Origin of the sequence: Klebsiella sp. SWET4 (genome assembly GCF_024296565.1) — a bacterium.
In the GTDB taxonomy this organism is placed as follows: domain Bacteria; phylum Pseudomonadota; class Gammaproteobacteria; order Enterobacterales; family Enterobacteriaceae; genus Klebsiella; species Klebsiella variicola.
On sequence record NZ_JANCOB010000018.1, the window covers coordinates 44,976 to 60,042 of the forward strand.

The following is a 15,067-nucleotide window of genomic DNA, read 5'->3' on the forward strand; positions in this document are numbered from 1 at the left end:
TTTAGCGCTCTGGCAGACTGCCCGATTTTAATCGGGGAGGCTGCCGGAGCAGACAAGCCACAGGCGCGTCAGTCGCCCCCGAGGGTTTTCTCGCGGTTCAGGTCACGAACCATGTCCCGCTCCACAGCCTGCAGACGATCACGCTGCAGAGTTTCTGAGGCCACCTGCTGAATCGCCGCCTCCTGGCGCCGGAACTGAGGATCATCCGGTAGCGTCGTTTTCTCCGTGCCCGGCCGGTCACGCTCCAGTCCGCGGATGACGTCCCCGATAACCTCTTTCACCCGCTCCACCGGCTCGCCGGCTTTACGCGCCTTCCCGGCCACTTCCCGGGCAGTCTGTTCCGCCTGTTTTTCCATTTCGCGGCGCTGCTGTTCTTCTGCCGCCCGCTGCGCCATAACCTCTGGCGGGAGGATAATGTCAGCCCCGGCCTGCGGTACCGGAGCCACCGGCGCCTGTTCAGCCCATACCCGCCCGCCGGTAATGGCCCCGGGGTTCCAGGGACGGTCATCACCGGCCAGCCGCACCACCACCCCGGTATCGGGATTGTCGCGGGCCATTCTGACCCCCTCTCCTATATTCCCGGCCAGCAGGCTTTCACCATTGCGGCTGTTCTGCAGCGCCACGAACCGGGCGTCTTCATTGCCCATAATCCTTCCCTCTCCGCCGATAGCCTCCAGCCGTCCGTCCCGATCGGTCAGCGGGCTGAGCCAGATACCGGCGGCTTTCCCGTTCTTATCGAATGCCGGCAGCGCCACATGCGGCTGAGGGTACTTTTTCCCCGGAGAAATGAATTTTCCCGGTGAACTTCCCTGTGCCAGACCGGACTGCTGCAGGGCTGCCCGGCCAGCGGCGGTTTCATCCAGTGGCCTTGCCCGCCCGAACAACAGATCTGCGGTTTTCACCGCCCGGTCGTTACGGGGTTCAAGAATATCGTGCGCCGTCGCCTTCTCAGGTGAATGCTGGATGGCCTTTATCCAGCCCTCACGCCTGTCGGTATAGACCTGCACATGCTGTTTCATGCGGGACAATCCCACGTAAGCAGACTCGAAGCTGGCCATTAGTTTTCGCGCCCCCACCATACCCTCCAGCGCGATGGCATACGGTTCGCTGGCCCCCTGGGCGCCGTGAGCCGTGATAGCGTAGGCGAGGTCGATATGCTGCTGTGCTTCATCCGCCTTCGGAGTCAGCGTGCGGGTGGTTTTGCCATCAGAAAGCGTGACACTGTCACCCGAAACAGACTGCACCTCCCAGACGCTGTTGGCCACATAGCCGCGTTCCGGGTCACTCTTGCTGAAACGCATTCTGTCCCCCTGAGACACGGTGATCTCTTCCTGGCGATAAAGCGTCACACCTTCAGCAGAGGCTTCACGGGGAGAGATATATCGCTCCTTTCCTTCACTGTCAGTCAGGGTGATCAGCTGATTATCCTTATCCACATTGTCGATACGGTGGTATACGTTATCAACCAGCGCCACCGCCCCCTTGTGAGCTGTCCAGGTCGACAGTTTGCGCAGTTCACCATCACGGATGTTGCTCGTGACCAGCACCGGCAGGGTGACTTCCTCCCTGCCAGTTTCCCCGTTCTCCCGCCTCGCTTCATGAATCAGACCGTTCAGTGCCCGCCGGTCATTATTCAGATGGGTGATAATCAGCGTCTGCGACTGTGCCTCCGGGGTCCGTCCGGTATAGTCCTTCACCAGTGCCTCGTAGAGCGTCGCGGGCTGGCCTGCCGGCAGGCTTTCCCCCTTGCTCAGCGCCTTACGTATCTCCTCTTCCTGCGTCGGCGTGAATTCCACCACTGAACTGCCCGGCACCCAGGCGCCTTCTTTCCTCGGTACTCGCTCCGGCGTGACCTGCTCGATGGTGGCCAGAGCACGATCTATATCCCGGTCAATCAGGCTGTAGACCGCTGGTCTCAGCTCAGGCACCTGGCGCACAATCTCTTTCATGATGGCAACGTCGGCGGCGCTGCGCTGCTGCATCAGCCTGAACGGCTGGCCCGGCGAAATGGACTGCAGCTGGTCGGTATCTCCGCTGAGTACTGCGCGACCTCCCCCGGCCGCAATCAGGCTCAGGGCTTTCGCCGTGTCTGACAACCCCACCATCGAACTCTCATCGAGCAGAAACAGCGTGTTGCTGAAATCGGGTGTCTGGCCATTGCGCTGCAGCAGCTGCGTGTCGTGGAGGAACGACGCCGTCGTGCGCGCGTCCACGCCGGCACTCTGCATTTCCCCGACCGCACGATGCGTCGGCCCCAGACCGATGACATGCGGGCGGGTCTCTTCCGGCAGCAGACTGATGGCACTCATGACTGCCCGGAACTGGGTGGTTTTCCCCACCCCGGCATACCCCTGAACCACCGTGAACCGGTCCGGGGTTTCCAGAATCATCCGGGTCGCCGCCCGCTGTCCGGCGGTCAGGTCCGTCATCAGACTGGCCGGCACGCGGTCCATCAGGGGGGCCACCGCGTCTTTGCCTTCCAGCACCCGGGTCAGGATGCTTTTCTCGGCATCCCAGGTCTGACGGGATATCAGCAGGTCGTTACCGTGGCCCGGGGAGACACCGACATTCAGCAACTGTCCGGACTTGATTTGTTTCTTAATGGTCATCTCAATAGACCACATCGGGACCTTATCACCCCCGGTTTCCAGTGCCGTCGTCAGCAGCTGGGGGCGGGTGAAGGTCAGGTCCTGGCTCTCTAGCAGCGGGATGGACAGGTGAATGGCCTGTTCTGCCGGGGTATGCAGTCCGGCCTTCTGCTGCGCAATGGCCGCATCCAGGTCCGTCTCTCCGGATCGGGTCTTCAGCTGCTCTGAGACCACGCTGAAGGCGGTATGCCGCGACAGCTTCTCAGTCGTGCGCGCAGCATCCTGCGCCGAGTACAGCCGGAGATGACTTCCGCTCTGCGCCAGCTGGTTGAGGGTGGCGTTATCCAGCTCACGCTGCGTCACCGACGCAAAGACCGTTGCCGTCTCGCTAACCGACCTGCCGGGACTTTCCACCCAGCCGTGGCCGATTTTAATACCGTCAAACACGCCCGCGCCCACGGCCAGGGTCTGCGTGGTTTTCTGCCCCGGCCGCTGTACCGTCAGCTGCCCGTCCTCCACTTTCATCACCGTGATGCTTTCCCCGCCCTTCAGGCGTGTGTCCGGTATCTTCCCGAGCACCGCCAGACGTTCCCCCTCTGCCACCGGCAGTGTATCTGCCCGGAACAGCGTCCACTGGCTGTCGACCGCGGAAACCTTCAGATCCAGACGGACCCCTTCCCGGTCTTTCAGGGTCAGCATATTGCTGCTCGCGGTCACCCGGCATCGATGCGCTGCTCGCTGAGCAACTGTTGCAGGGCGGCAAGACGGCGGCCACCTGCAGCCACACCTGACATACCGTCCGGCAGCGAGTGAACCACCAGATTCTGGATCAGGCCGATCGCCATGATGGAGTCAGCCATCTCCCGGACACTGTCAGCCGGATAGGGGATCGTGCGAACGTTCAGCGGGGATTTGACCAGCCCCGACAGCGGCACCATCTCAACCTGAGCAGCCTCAAGCGCGGCTTTCAGGGCGGCGGATTCGGCAGGGTTCACCGATTTTTTGCTGGTTTTAACCGGTGCTTTTGCTTTAGACTCGGTCACTGACATAATTGATTTCTCTCCGATATTGGTTAATGTCTGCCGGGCAGACCCATCTGCCCGGCACCTATTACGGCTTATTGCGTTTTGCGTACTCCGTAGTCCCGGATATAGCGGTTCATCAGGTCCTCGCCGCCCGGTTCAAAATTCCAGACGCGCCAGATCATGCTGCCGTCATCCTGATGACGGACGACAAGACGAAAATGGGTCCCCTGGTCATCTTCAATCGCCACATTCTGATACTGCGCGGCGACAATCTGAGCCTGCTCGCGGGTAAACGTGCCATCCGGCAGAGATTCAAGCGGGGACAAAACGTTATGGTCCATATGTTTCTCCTTCTCTGCCCCGCCTGAACGGGGCGTCTTCATCATGGTTTAAAAGGGCGCGTCGTCATCCATTGGTGGGAAATCATCCGGGAGTGGCTGAGGCGGTTGCTGAGACGGAGCCGCATCCTGACGGCCTTTCTTACCGCCCTTCGCTTTCGGGGATTTAGCCGGGGCCTGAGCAGGTTGTGCCGGGGCGGCAGGACTCTGTGGCTGCGCGGCGCTCTCAGGCACACCGGATTCACGGCGGCCGCCGAGCATCTGCAGGGTGCCGTTCTGGCCGACCAGCACCTCGGTGACGTAGCGCGTGACTCCGGCATCGTCCTGCCAGTTGCGGGTGCGCAGCTGGCCCTCGATGTAGACCTGTGCGCCTTTACGCAGGTATTCGCCCGCCACTTCCGCGAGCTTGCCGAAGATCACCACACGGTGCCATTCGGTGTTTTCGCGCATCTCTCCCGTCTGCTTGTCACGCCATGTTTCAGACGTGGCCAGCGTCAGATTGGCCACTGCGCCCCCGTTGGGCATGTAACGCACATCCGGTTCCTGTCCCAGATATCCGACCAGAATGACTTTGTTAACGCCACGTGCTGCCATGATGGATCTCCTTACGCTGTTGTTTTGTCTTTAAAAACCATCACCCGTTGAGTTGCCGGGGCCGCGGTTTTGACTTTGTGCGGGGACCTGCTGAACCTGCCCCCTGGTTGTTACCTTCACCCGTTTGAGAGCCGTTCGCCGCAAGGGCAAAGACGCCACGGCCTGACGCATCTGTCCGGGGCAGGACACAAAAGTTTTTGCGGTTCCATGCAAAAAGTTTTGTGGACTGTTCATTACACCCTGGACAGCCAATGCGACAGGTTGTGGCTATGTCAGCCCGGGCGAATGGACTCAAAAGGGTGATACGGGTACCAGGGGAAAGGAGCAGGCACCCGCCGCAACGACGGAACGCGCGGGCGCGAAACGGCGTTGCCCTGCAGAGTGCCGGCAGTCCTTCGCCGGCACGGTGAAAGCGGCGCGACCGGTACGGTCGCAGCAAGCGCTGCCGTTGACCTCAGACATCAGACACTAGCCGGCAGGCCCGAAACCGCCTGGCGGGTTCGGCGGAGCTTACCGCGTCTTTTCGCGGTTAGCGGAGTGTGGCTCGACGACTGAACCGCGCCAGCGGGTCAGGAGCCGAAGGTGGCCCCGGGGCAGATTGTGTGAAAAGAAAGTTAAACAGAGGAAGAGCTGCAGCAAGGTGGAGAGTACCGGTAGGTCTGGTCAGGTCAGGACTGAGATTCTCCCTTCTCTTTTCTGTACTGAACAACGCAGTACCAGGCAGAAGCCAGGAAAGCGAAAACGGTGATCAGGACACGAAATTCGTCACCCGGCTCTTTCCCCTGCAGCATCAGCGTTATGATGATGCCGGCAACGATAATCCACGCCATGCCACTCCAGAGGCGCAGCTTATCCGCCACGACATGAATCAGAACAAAAGCAACGACCAGGATAGCCCCCCACAGAGCCGATACCGGCTGAAACGGAATAAAAAACAGGTTAATACCGGTTAAAAGCGTCACGGCTGCAAACATCAGAGACATACGCACAGATTACCCTCTCTGGACACACTGAGAAAGAAAATCAATTCTGCTGATCATCGCCCGGTTTATTATATTCGGGTGCATTTGCGCGCGGCAGCTGCTGACTGTTCAGTCGATGTACGCGGAGCCGTTCATGGAAATATTCGCGCAGGTGTTCAGGCTGTTCCCGTTCAACAAGTTCCGGCACGACGGGCTTGCTCATCCTTTCCTGCCAGGCGACAGTAGCGGCCACCTTATCGACGGCAACGTTGTCCTGCTCCTCTTTTGGAAAAGAGGCGATATTCCACTTTGACATATGAATCACCGGTCTGCTTTACAGGAATATATCCCTGATAATACGCGTATTCCCGGGCAACGGCGACTGACAACGGAGAGGAGAGTGCGCGGCGCCGGAGGCGCGGCGATGTATCTCTCCGGCACGCGCAGCCTGCCAGGGTTTTGCGCGCGGGCTGACAGGTGCCCTCCGGCCCGGACGCCTGTCATCGAGCTTACTGATTACTGCCCTTTACCGCCCTGTAAGATGAAGTGCCCGCCGATGTAGACGGCACACTGGCAGGTCATGTAATAGCAGATTTCATCCATCACCTGGGCGGTGGTCAGTTCCCGCTGACCGGCATCGCGGCGGCGGGCATTCATCAGGGCTTTGTACTGTCGCAGGATATCGCGGCTTTGTGGTGCAAGTTTCATGTGCTTTCTCCTTAACCGGCGGGCTTCCCCGCCGGATAGTAATCAGTTGCTGAATACATAGCCTTCATGGAAGACATAGCCGCTGCTGAACAGATCCCGCGCGTAAGCCTCATAATCGAAATAGACGCGCAGGAATTCAGGCACCTCGTTTAACAGGCCGTGATCCTCCACAAAGCCATAAGCAAAATCCTCCTCGCTTTCAGCCTCGCCACAATACGCATCATCAAAGGCGTCATAGTCGCACTCGCCGGTATATTCCGCCCAGGCCACAAACGCGGCGGCGCGTCCTTCGTCCTGCGCCTGCCGGAATGCCTCGATAAACGCCCACTTAACAGAGGATTCAGAGGCAAACTGAGACGGGATCCCTTCCCAGTCCTGAAACATAAACTCGGGGTCATCCTCTGCGGCATGCAACGCCCGGCAGGCGTCATAAAATTCGTCTTCGTCGTCGAAATCGGTTAAATCAAACCATTTGCCAAAAATACTGCCGCCGTTGTACTGGTGATATGTGCCCACGTAGACGGCCGGAACGGTTACTGATGAATTCATTTTTTCGTCTCCCTGCGGGGCGGCATGGCCGCCCCGGTCGTTAATCAGTCCAGCGCGGCGTAAATGGCACTGCATTCCGGGTGAAAGGTAATGTGATTCCAGAGCTGGGCATCACGCAGCATATAAAGGCGGGTCAGGGCCGGATTACTGCTGTCATGATTTGCCGCCAGACGACGGTTAACGGCCAGCGATGTCAGAATAATGCCCGCTGCGTCGGCGCTCACAATGCGGTCAAACCAGTTTTCACTGTTGACCAGATGAACCCGGCCACAATCCGGCATCATGTAACCGCCGCCCTCTGGCAGCCGGATAAAGTGCCAGAACTCACTGCTGTATTCAGGCATCCATTGTTTCGCCAGCGCATACACCTGCAATTCTGCGAGCATGAAATCCGTGCCGAACAGGTACGGCATAAAAGACAGGCGGCCACACTCTTCAACATTCAGGACGGGGCGTGTTGTCACATACTGCATGGTAAAACCTCCGTAATGACATGGACTGCGGCACCGGGTTGTGCCGTGCCGATACGTCAGCCCGGCGGAAAGCGGAAGATGCAGGGGCGACACCGGAGGCCGCAGCGCAGATAAAGCGCGAAGCGGGTCTGGACGGTTTTCGAGCGAAACCTGAGCGAGAAAACGACGGGAAGAACGGCGAGCATCATATAAAAAACTGCGACCGGGTGAGGATGGCGGCGTCAGCGCACCCTTGCATCTGCAGCGGCCGGGCTATAGTGAAGGCACGGCACAGGCCGCACACGGTACAGCGATAACTGAGGGTTGTTTTCACTCAAAAGGCCCGGAAACCGGGCCGGGTAGATGCTGAGCCGACAAGGTGACATCCTTATCGCACCGGACCTCCTGCGCCAGCTGGCTGACAAGGGAGAGGTCCCCTCCTCCCCTGACATTCTGGCCCGTAACATCAGAGATCTGAAGGCTCGGGCCTCTCTGACCACGTCACTTAAAGCCCGGCGATCAAACCGACGGCGGACCGGATCGTCTCTGAAACGCAGCAGACCAGTGATAACCCCTGCGCCCTCAATGGTTTCCTGCCGCTCGTTAACCAGGATGAGCAGAACCAGGCAGAATCGTCTACCTGGATGGGGTCAGTTAAATTGATACTTGTTTTGTACAGAGACTACTGCATTGCGGCCTGACCGCTTTGCTACGTAGAGAAATTCATCTGCGCGTCTGAGTAACTCATTAATATCTTCACCGAAATATTGGGAAGACGCCACTCCTGCTGATAATGTCAAATGTCCCACAAAGGGAAAAATAGTGGTTTCAGTTTGCTTTCGGATACGCTCTGCAATATCAATTACTTCATCAGATTTTTTTTCAGGTATAACGATTACAAACTCTTCACCGCCAAATCGACAGATAAAGTCGTTTTCCCGGCATATTTCCTTCAAAAGAGTCGCAAGCTCTTGCAGCACCTTATCTCCAGCATCATGCCCGAATCGGTCATTTACTTGTTTAAAGTGATCTATATCAATTGCAATAATGTTTACTTGCTTTCCTGAGGAAATGGACTCATACATTTTCTCAAAACCGCGTCTGTTGTAGAGCCCTGTAAGTGGATCTTTTATCGCCTGCTCGCTGAAGGCTTTGAGTTTCGTCTGTGTAGATATTAAATTTTGTTTTACCGCCTCTTTGAGTTCCTGAGCTTCATAGTACCAACCCTTGATATTTTGTAGTACAGAAGGATCGCTCCGCTGGCTACTACCAGCCTTTACAGCATTTGCCAGCCGCTCCAAGGGGGTAGCGACTAGTGTACCAAGATATATCATTAAAATAGCGACAAAAAATACGACGAGGGTAATGAATCCAACGATCTTTTTTACCGAAAGGTTGACTAACGCATCGACCTCCTTTTCACTTCCGGAAATCCAGATACTCCAGTCAGTTTGTCTTAGTCGTGCAAACCCAGCGACATAATCCCTATTATTATTAGCTAAACTGAGCTTACCACTTTGCGAGGAGTTAAGTTGATAATGAATTTCAGGGGAAATATTTTCAACAGTACCCACTGTATCAGGATCATGACTAAACACCACCATACCATTGCCATCAACTATTTTTATGTCAGTATCTGGGGGATAAAAATGCTGACTTAAAATATCACTTAATATACTATGTTTTTTTAAATAAATTGTCCCCCCCATATACCCAAGATAAACCCCATGTTCAGAAAAAATAGGTTGTGAAAGAAAAACAACATAATTTCCGGAAGCCGAAATAAACGGCTCAGAAATGGAAGCTACCTGATTTTTTACAGCTCTGATACTGGCATCTGAAGTCAGTATCTTTCCAACTAAACCCAGACTTTCAGGCGAGGTTGCTCTTACAACCCTCTCGCTGTTAACAATGACAACTGAATTAAAAAAGCCAGACTGTAGCCTCAAACGATCCGCCTCACGTACTAGTTCGTCGGAAGCTGAAAGATCGTGGATCTGCCCAGAACTCCACCTCAGCTCACTTTGCGCAATCGTCAGGTACCGATCTGTAGTGTCGGCCAGCTTACGAGCGTATGCGATGTTATTCTGAACCGTACTTTCTTCTATGCTGTCTCTCTGAAACACAATCATTATGCATAACAGCATGGTTCCGGTAAGCACTACAGCGCCTGTAGAAAGGGCTGTAATGAGAGTACGAAGACGAATTTTGTAGTTATTCATGTGTTAAGATGATTGTTGTCAGCCTTTAACCGTCTACCACCTTTGCATGACCAGTATCTTTTTTCAATAACGGTATAAATTAAAAGTCTGGTTGTTTTCTGATTCTCATTGCCCAGCCTCAGTCTTAGCTATGAAAGGAGGCCTCAACATTACAAGTGGAAGCTAAGAGAATTCTCCCATAGCCACAAGCACATAGGGCAGCATTGTGCTTGTGGGGAGTCATATTTTCTGCTTATTTGATACTCTGTAGAGCTGGCGTAACACTGATACTTATCCAGTATGTTATTAATACAGTACAGCTGCACAAAGCCGCTACGTGCGAAAAGTGGTCTTTTGCTAATTTAAAAAAAAAGATAATTGGTATGCTTTGACTGGCCGTCCTACGAAAACCTCACAACAGGAAAGATAAGATGAAACAGGTCAGGATTTATACACTCAAAGATACACAGTCAGCAGAAATTTATTTTCACAGACACTGGCCCCGGCACATGGTCTCCCTTCCCGCTTTTAATATATATGTAAATCATGTCTATCTGGGGAATGAATGTCAGGTTATTGCAACAGTGACTTATCAGAAAGACGCTGATATACAGGCTATAAATCAGAAGTACATGAAAAGCGATGCGTTCATGTCTGACATGGAAGGTTTCGACATGTCTTCTATCCTCCGGGTGGATGAAATCAGCATTAAAGAAGCACTTTTCTGACACTACGACTTTCTTAGCCTGATGCAGGGAGATTCTTCACAATCAGTGAAATGAATAAACAAGAATTAACCTGCAATAAACGCGGGCGTAAGGCAAAACATCCACCAGTTCCGCTATTCGCTTTGAGTTCAATTTATGGATGTAATATACTTATTGGACCGCTCTGCGGATGATTCATAATCTGGCGTTTTTCTGAGCCTTTCGTTGAGCTGTCGGGTAACACAGATAAGTCTTTGCTGGCTGTGAGAAACAGAGATCGTAACGCGATTGTCGCGATTAAAGGTCCAGACCAAAGGGAGGGCACGTGTAAAGCAAAGCCTGCGTCCTCTACATCGTCGCTTTAACAGCAGTCCGTCATATGGCAGGCCGTTAGATATCTCGTTCTGAGCATTACCGACGCTCAGGTTTGTCACTCGCCACAGAAATACCAACATACATACCGATACCCCACATAAGCTGTGAAAGCACAAATATACACTGAGATATATCAACAATCAGCAAAGGAAGAAGAGCAACCGTCACGATCAATATCAGGCGGCTACCGAACTTCCGGCGCACAGGCTCAGCGGCGTCAACCGGGACTCCTGTATATCGCAGAACATGCCTTAAACTCGCGTTCATAACCACTCCACTCAAAACAAATACTCTGTACTTCAGTATATTACACTTTGCTAGATAACGGTTCTCCTGACATGACAAGATCCTTATGGATTTTAGTGACAGTATCAACGGTACTCTTTTGTCATGTGTAGGATTTCTGTGTTGTTGTAGCTTATGAGCGAAAGCAGAAGTCCAGGTTGACAGCCCCAGCCAGTGCCCATGGTGAAATCTGATATATCTCACCAGTCAAAGGTGATTCATGCCAGTAAAAAACACTGAACGCACGTAGACACCCCAAATGTAAGCTGACATCTCTTTATTTCTGACTTATAATTTTTAGAAGGTGATGGCGTTCCACCTTTCCCAACCGCCCCGTCCGGGGCTGATGACGCCTGATATGACTCTTGATTTTCAGGAGGTATGTCAGGTCGTCCCTAAATCCCATCGACCTGTCTGCTTCCCTTAACGGGGATATTCTTTTGATTAATGTATTTGGTCACCTTAATCCTGACAGCGACGCTGTCTGCACCGCTACCGTGACGGCGGGCTGGCTCAACCGGTGTAACCGTCCTGCCCGAGCCTGGCGGCCTGGTGAAGTGAACCCTGAGACACACTATATTTTTGAAGCTGCCACGCTAACCCTACCGCCCTTGCTTGATATCTCACTGAAAGATGAACCTGTATGGCTGGTCGATTTTACCGAACCGGCTCAGGGGCCTGCTGACCTTTTTCAGAGCAATATCATCGGAATTATCGATCATCACCGGCTGGGCGGTCTGATCACCCAATTGCCGCCAGAGGTCTGGATAAAACCGGCAGGCAGCAGCGCGACAGTACTCTGGCTACTGATGGATACAGAAATGCGCCGTACGATGCCCCCGGCCCACGCTATCCTGCTTCTTGGCGCGTTGCTCAGCGACACCGTTAATCTGTGCTCTCCCACCACAACACAAGACGATATCCGTTCCGCCACTGAACTCTGCGTCCTTTCAGGGGTAAAACGCACGGCTTTTGCCCGAGGGCTCCTGACAGCTAAAACCGATATCACCGGAATGTCTGCAGAGCAGCTTCTGCATAAAGACCTTAAAGCCTTTTCGCTCGCCGGTATGAATGTTCGTATAGCGCAACTGGAGGTCAGTTCACCTGACCAGGTCACCCCTCTGCTGGATGAATTGCAAAGTGCGATGGTGCAGTTGGCAGTCATGACGGAAGCCGGGCTTATCGTGCTGATGGTCACTGATATTCATACATGCTGTTCTTCACTCTATTTTGCCGGGCCGGAGGGTATCAGCGCGACTCCATGTTTCGTAACGGGTATGGTAAGCCGGAAGAAACAGCTTCTGCCCTGGCTCGAACACCATCTCAGTCAAAGCCGGAGATAGCCATGAAAATCTACACACATGCACTTGTTCTTGTTCAGGGGAAAGAGGATGGCGTCCCTCTTCTCGCACTGGCGACAACACTGTCCAGTATGCTGCAAATGAAAATCACCATTGCTCATATCTGTAACGACTACCGGGAGATGAACTACATATCGGACAGTCTGATGAACGATGCCGTATCGAAGGAGGTTGTCCTGGCGAAGGCGCTGCTCAGCGAGCTGACATCGTCTGTAGCTGAGCAGGTTAATGCGAGAGAACTGGTCACCATGCGGCGATTCGAAGATGTACAGAAATGTATCAACGATACCGGCGCGGACCTGGTGATAGCTGGCCACCGGAACCGTTTTATGGGAGCACTGACGTCCCGTTCGGCTGAATACGTTAACCACCTGAACGTAGACGTTTTGATTAAACATATTCATGACTGAGCTACAGGAGAACTGTATGAATTTTCTACTTGAAAAAGTCACCGCCCGCGAAATTCTTGACTCCCGCGGTAATCCCACTGTTGAGGTGGATGCTTTTACTTCTGACGGGCAGATGGCGCGAGCGTCGGTACCGTCCGGTGCCAGTACTGGCTCAAGAGAGGCAACGGAGCGCCGCGATGGGGATACAGGTCGCTTCAGCGGGAAAGGGGTCCGTGATGCCATTAAGGCCGTGGAGACAGAAATCTACGACGCAGTCAGGGGAACCGATGTGCGGGAGCAGCGGCGCCTGGATAATCTGATGCGGGAACTGGACGGCACGGAGACTAAAAGCCGGCTCGGTGCTAATGCTATTCTGGGTGTTTCGCTGGCGGTGGCCAGACTGGCTTCTCAGGTCACCCGTCAGCCACTTTACCGCTATCTCGGCGGACTCAATGCCAGTCTTTTGCCGGTTCCGTGCATGAATATTATTAATGGTGGAGTTCATGCCCGTGGTCAGGGAGCCGATTTTCAGGAATTTATGATAGCGCCGCACGGTGCATCATCGCTGACAGAGGCCATTCGTCAGGGCAGTGAGGTCTATCAGGCTTTGCGCCAGATCCTTCTGTCCCGGAACCTCTCCGCTGCGGTGGGTGATGAAGGGGGATTTGCCCCGGCCGTATCTTCGAACCGGGATCCTCTGGAATTCATTGTTCAGGCCATTGAGAAAGCCGGCTACCGTCCAGGGGAAGATATCAGCATCTGTATGGACCCCGCATCCAGCGAATTTTACCGCGACGGGAAATATCACCTTCGTACCGAAAACAGCGCCCTGAGCTCAGAAGAGATGACGGATTATTATGGTGAACTGATGAGCCAGTTCCCGATTGTCCTGCTTGAAGACGGTCTTGCCGAGGATGACTGGACCGGGTGGAAATATCTGCATAATACACTTGGCGGACGAGCGGAGCTGGTCGGTGACGACCTTTTCGTCACGAATGTGAAGTATATCCAACGAGGTATTGAAGAAAACCTTGCCAGTGCAGCGCTTATCAAACTCAATCAGATTGGTACGCTGAGCGAGACATTTGATGCGGTTTCACTGTGTCATGAAAACGGATGGGGTGCCTTTATTTCGCACCGCAGCGGTGAAACCATAGATACATTTATCGCTGATATGACAGTGGCGTTGCGTGCAGGGCATCTGAAAACCGGCGCACCTTGTCGTGGCGAACGCATTGAAAAATACAATCAGCTTATGCGTATTGAGCAGGAACTGGGTAGTGACGCGCGTTATGCAGGTATTAAGGCATTTGTTCGCCGTGGATGATCGAAATCATCACGGCATCTGAGGTGCGTATGCCGGCTGAATCCGGCATACATCCTGCTTCAGAATTTATATTCACCTTGTATGGGGAGATTCTCGTTGAGTCAGTTATTGGCAATTATGATTGGTGGCGCCACTGGTTGTGTCATCCGCTGGTTTTTGGGGATTAAGCTCAACAGTTTTTACCCCTCACTTCCGCCAGGGACGCTTATGGTTAACCTAATGGGGGCTTTTATCATCGGTGCAGCAATGGCATATTTTATGCGCCACCCCCAACTTGATCCTGCATGGAAACTGCTCATCGTCACTGGGTTGTGTGGCGGGCTGACCACCTTTTCAACATTCTCTGTGGAAGTCTTCTCATTACTGCAGACGGGAAATTATTTATCGGCGCTCACATCTGTATTGGTTCACGTCGTGGGATCGCTGCTTATGACAGCGGCGGGATTTTATCTGATAATGTTACTCATATGAATGTTACAGCACAACCATAGTCGGATATAACACGACTGGCAGGCTTTATGTACGCTGTTCAATGCCCGCTTCTGGAATAGTGCGGGTATTATTATTTTGATTCACATTGAGTATCGGAACTTAGGTTTGACAATGATTGAATAACTAAAGTAGGGAGTTAGACTGACATATATTACAGGAGTACTATTGTCCACCGATGTTCTCTTATCGTCAAAAGCCGGCGGTGCTGGCTTCATATCCTAGTGCTGCCAGACGTACATCTGCCATTAATTAAATATCTGCCACTCCATAATATGTAGAAATTCTGCTTCTCTCTCTGTCCACTACTCACTAGCCATACAATGTAATTTGAGATATTCAGGAACACGATCAACCAATCGATTCAGCACACATCTATCATGTTCAGGGTCTGTCTCAGAAATGACTCAATGATTAATAGATATGCTCAGCATTAATTTTCTCCAAAACAACAGGATGTGTGAGTAAGAAGGTCTTGGGTATAGCTCCGGTACTGACGGTGCAGATGGGACCGTGGTCCCAGGCAGCATTCCGGCGCTGACGGTAAAGGTGGGACCGTGGTCCCAGGCAGCATTCCGGCGCTAACCGGGAAGTTGGGACCGTGGTCCCAGAGGCAGCATTCCGGCGCTGACCGGGAAGTTGGGACCGTGGTCCCAGGCAGCATTCCGGTACTGACGGTAAAGGTGGGACCGTGGTCCCAGGCAGCATTCCGGCGCT

The 15,067-nt window shown here is 53.6% G+C and carries 14 protein-coding genes, 3 pseudogenes and 1 riboswitch; of the genes and pseudogenes, 5 read left to right on the forward strand and 12 right to left on the reverse strand.

Features of this window, described 5'->3' with window-relative positions; all coding sequences use genetic code 11:
* Positions 1-68 precede the first annotated feature (68 nt).
* From NKJ21_RS25730 to NKJ21_RS25785, 11 genes and pseudogenes are all read right to left on the reverse strand, one after another.
* Positions 69-3,308: pseudogene (locus tag NKJ21_RS25730) on the reverse strand (conjugative transfer relaxase/helicase TraI domain-containing protein); the annotation flags it as partial.
* A pseudogene (locus tag NKJ21_RS25735) lies at positions 3,305-3,637 on the reverse strand (ParB/Srx family N-terminal domain-containing protein); the annotation flags it as partial. The pseudogenes NKJ21_RS25730 and NKJ21_RS25735, both read right to left, overlap by 4 nt.
* Positions 3,638-3,705: 68 nt before the next feature.
* Positions 3,706-3,954, reverse strand: coding sequence for a DUF905 domain-containing protein (locus NKJ21_RS25740; protein WP_042938993.1), 249 nt, complete (start codon positions 3,952-3,954; stop codon positions 3,706-3,708).
* A gap of 48 nt (positions 3,955-4,002) precedes the next feature.
* On the reverse strand, positions 4,003-4,545 hold the full coding sequence (ssb, locus tag NKJ21_RS25745) for a single-stranded DNA-binding protein (protein ID WP_071080836.1): 543 nt from the start codon (positions 4,543-4,545) through the stop codon (positions 4,003-4,005).
* 668 nt (positions 4,546-5,213) lie between these two features.
* The gene (locus tag NKJ21_RS25755) at positions 5,214-5,534 is read right to left on the reverse strand and encodes a hypothetical protein (protein WP_110183757.1); all 321 of its coding nucleotides are present in this window, start codon (positions 5,532-5,534) and stop codon (positions 5,214-5,216) included.
* Positions 5,535-5,568: 34 nt separating this feature from the next.
* A complete protein-coding gene (locus NKJ21_RS25760; protein ID WP_110183756.1) occupies positions 5,569-5,823 on the reverse strand; it encodes a DNA polymerase III subunit theta in 255 nt (84 codons plus the stop codon).
* 200 nt (positions 5,824-6,023) lie between these two features.
* A complete protein-coding gene (locus NKJ21_RS25765) occupies positions 6,024-6,215 on the reverse strand; it encodes a hypothetical protein (protein ID WP_040107911.1) in 192 nt (63 codons plus the stop codon).
* Between the two features lie 42 nt (positions 6,216-6,257).
* Positions 6,258-6,764 carry an antirestriction protein ArdA gene (locus NKJ21_RS25770; RefSeq protein WP_046622857.1) on the reverse strand — a complete coding sequence of 169 codons (507 nt, stop codon included), beginning with the start codon at positions 6,762-6,764 and terminating at the stop codon, positions 6,258-6,260.
* A 44-nt stretch (positions 6,765-6,808) separates the two neighbouring features.
* Complete coding sequence (locus NKJ21_RS25775) at positions 6,809-7,237, reverse strand: antirestriction protein (RefSeq protein ID WP_032740683.1); 429 nt, start codon at positions 7,235-7,237, stop codon at positions 6,809-6,811.
* A 449-nt stretch (positions 7,238-7,686) separates the two neighbouring features.
* Positions 7,687-7,851, reverse strand: a pseudogene (locus NKJ21_RS25780) (hypothetical protein); the annotation flags it as partial.
* 15 nt (positions 7,852-7,866) lie between these two features.
* Positions 7,867-9,438, reverse strand: coding sequence for a sensor domain-containing diguanylate cyclase (locus tag NKJ21_RS25785; RefSeq protein ID WP_032740682.1), 1,572 nt, complete (start codon positions 9,436-9,438; stop codon positions 7,867-7,869).
* A gap of 410 nt (positions 9,439-9,848) precedes the next feature.
* Between NKJ21_RS25785 and NKJ21_RS25790 the strand changes: the two genes are divergently transcribed.
* Positions 9,849-10,145: a hypothetical protein gene (locus tag NKJ21_RS25790; RefSeq protein ID WP_032740681.1), complete on the forward strand. Its 297-nt coding sequence runs from the start codon at positions 9,849-9,851 to the stop codon at positions 10,143-10,145.
* Positions 10,146-10,535: 390 nt separating this feature from the next.
* Here NKJ21_RS25790 and NKJ21_RS25795 read toward each other — a convergent pair whose 3' ends face one another.
* Positions 10,536-10,766, reverse strand: a complete 231-nt coding sequence (locus NKJ21_RS25795) for a hypothetical protein (RefSeq protein WP_032740680.1) — start codon at positions 10,764-10,766, stop codon at positions 10,536-10,538.
* 312 nt (positions 10,767-11,078) lie between these two features.
* A riboswitch (Fluoride riboswitch) is annotated at positions 11,079-11,147 on the forward strand.
* A gap of 77 nt (positions 11,148-11,224) precedes the next feature.
* Here NKJ21_RS25795 and NKJ21_RS25800 point away from each other — a divergent pair.
* From NKJ21_RS25800 to crcB, 4 genes are all read left to right on the forward strand, one after another.
* The gene (locus NKJ21_RS25800; RefSeq protein ID WP_254733326.1) at positions 11,225-12,127 is read left to right on the forward strand and encodes a DHHA2 domain-containing protein; all 903 of its coding nucleotides are present in this window, start codon (positions 11,225-11,227) and stop codon (positions 12,125-12,127) included.
* A 2-nt stretch (positions 12,128-12,129) separates the two neighbouring features.
* Entirely contained in the window at positions 12,130-12,555 is a 426-nt protein-coding gene (locus NKJ21_RS25805; RefSeq protein WP_032740679.1) for a universal stress protein, read from the forward strand.
* A 16-nt stretch (positions 12,556-12,571) separates the two neighbouring features.
* The gene (eno, locus tag NKJ21_RS25810; protein ID WP_032740678.1) at positions 12,572-13,861 is read left to right on the forward strand and encodes a phosphopyruvate hydratase; all 1,290 of its coding nucleotides are present in this window, start codon (positions 12,572-12,574) and stop codon (positions 13,859-13,861) included.
* Positions 13,862-13,957: 96 nt separating this feature from the next.
* Entirely contained in the window at positions 13,958-14,332 is a 375-nt protein-coding gene (gene crcB, locus NKJ21_RS25815) for a fluoride efflux transporter CrcB (protein WP_094030654.1), read from the forward strand.
* Positions 14,333-15,067 lie beyond the last annotated feature (735 nt).

What these genes read in the sequence shown, in the direction of transcription:
- NKJ21_RS25740 (WP_042938993.1), bottom strand. Translation starts at nt 3,954, where the DNA reads ATGGACCATAACGTTTTGTCCCCGCTTGAATCTCTGCCGGATGGCACG.
- ssb (WP_071080836.1), bottom strand. Translation starts at nt 4,545, where the DNA reads ATGGCAGCACGTGGCGTTAACAAAGTCATTCTGGTCGGATATCTGGGA.
- NKJ21_RS25760 (WP_110183756.1), bottom strand. Translation starts at nt 5,823, where the DNA reads ATGTCAAAGTGGAATATCGCCTCTTTTCCAAAAGAGGAGCAGGACAAC.
- NKJ21_RS25765 (WP_040107911.1), bottom strand. Translation starts at nt 6,215, where the DNA reads ATGAAACTTGCACCACAAAGCCGCGATATCCTGCGACAGTACAAAGCC.
- NKJ21_RS25770 (WP_046622857.1), bottom strand. Translation starts at nt 6,764, where the DNA reads ATGAATTCATCAGTAACCGTTCCGGCCGTCTACGTGGGCACATATCAC.
- NKJ21_RS25775 (WP_032740683.1), bottom strand. Translation starts at nt 7,237, where the DNA reads ATGCAGTATGTGACAACACGCCCCGTCCTGAATGTTGAAGAGTGTGGC.
- NKJ21_RS25785 (WP_032740682.1), bottom strand. Translation starts at nt 9,438, where the DNA reads ATGAATAACTACAAAATTCGTCTTCGTACTCTCATTACAGCCCTTTCT.
- NKJ21_RS25790 (WP_032740681.1), top strand. Translation starts at nt 9,849, where the DNA reads ATGAAACAGGTCAGGATTTATACACTCAAAGATACACAGTCAGCAGAA.
- NKJ21_RS25795 (WP_032740680.1), bottom strand. Translation starts at nt 10,766, where the DNA reads ATGAACGCGAGTTTAAGGCATGTTCTGCGATATACAGGAGTCCCGGTT.
- NKJ21_RS25805 (WP_032740679.1), top strand. Translation starts at nt 12,130, where the DNA reads ATGAAAATCTACACACATGCACTTGTTCTTGTTCAGGGGAAAGAGGAT.
- eno (WP_032740678.1), top strand. Translation starts at nt 12,572, where the DNA reads ATGAATTTTCTACTTGAAAAAGTCACCGCCCGCGAAATTCTTGACTCC.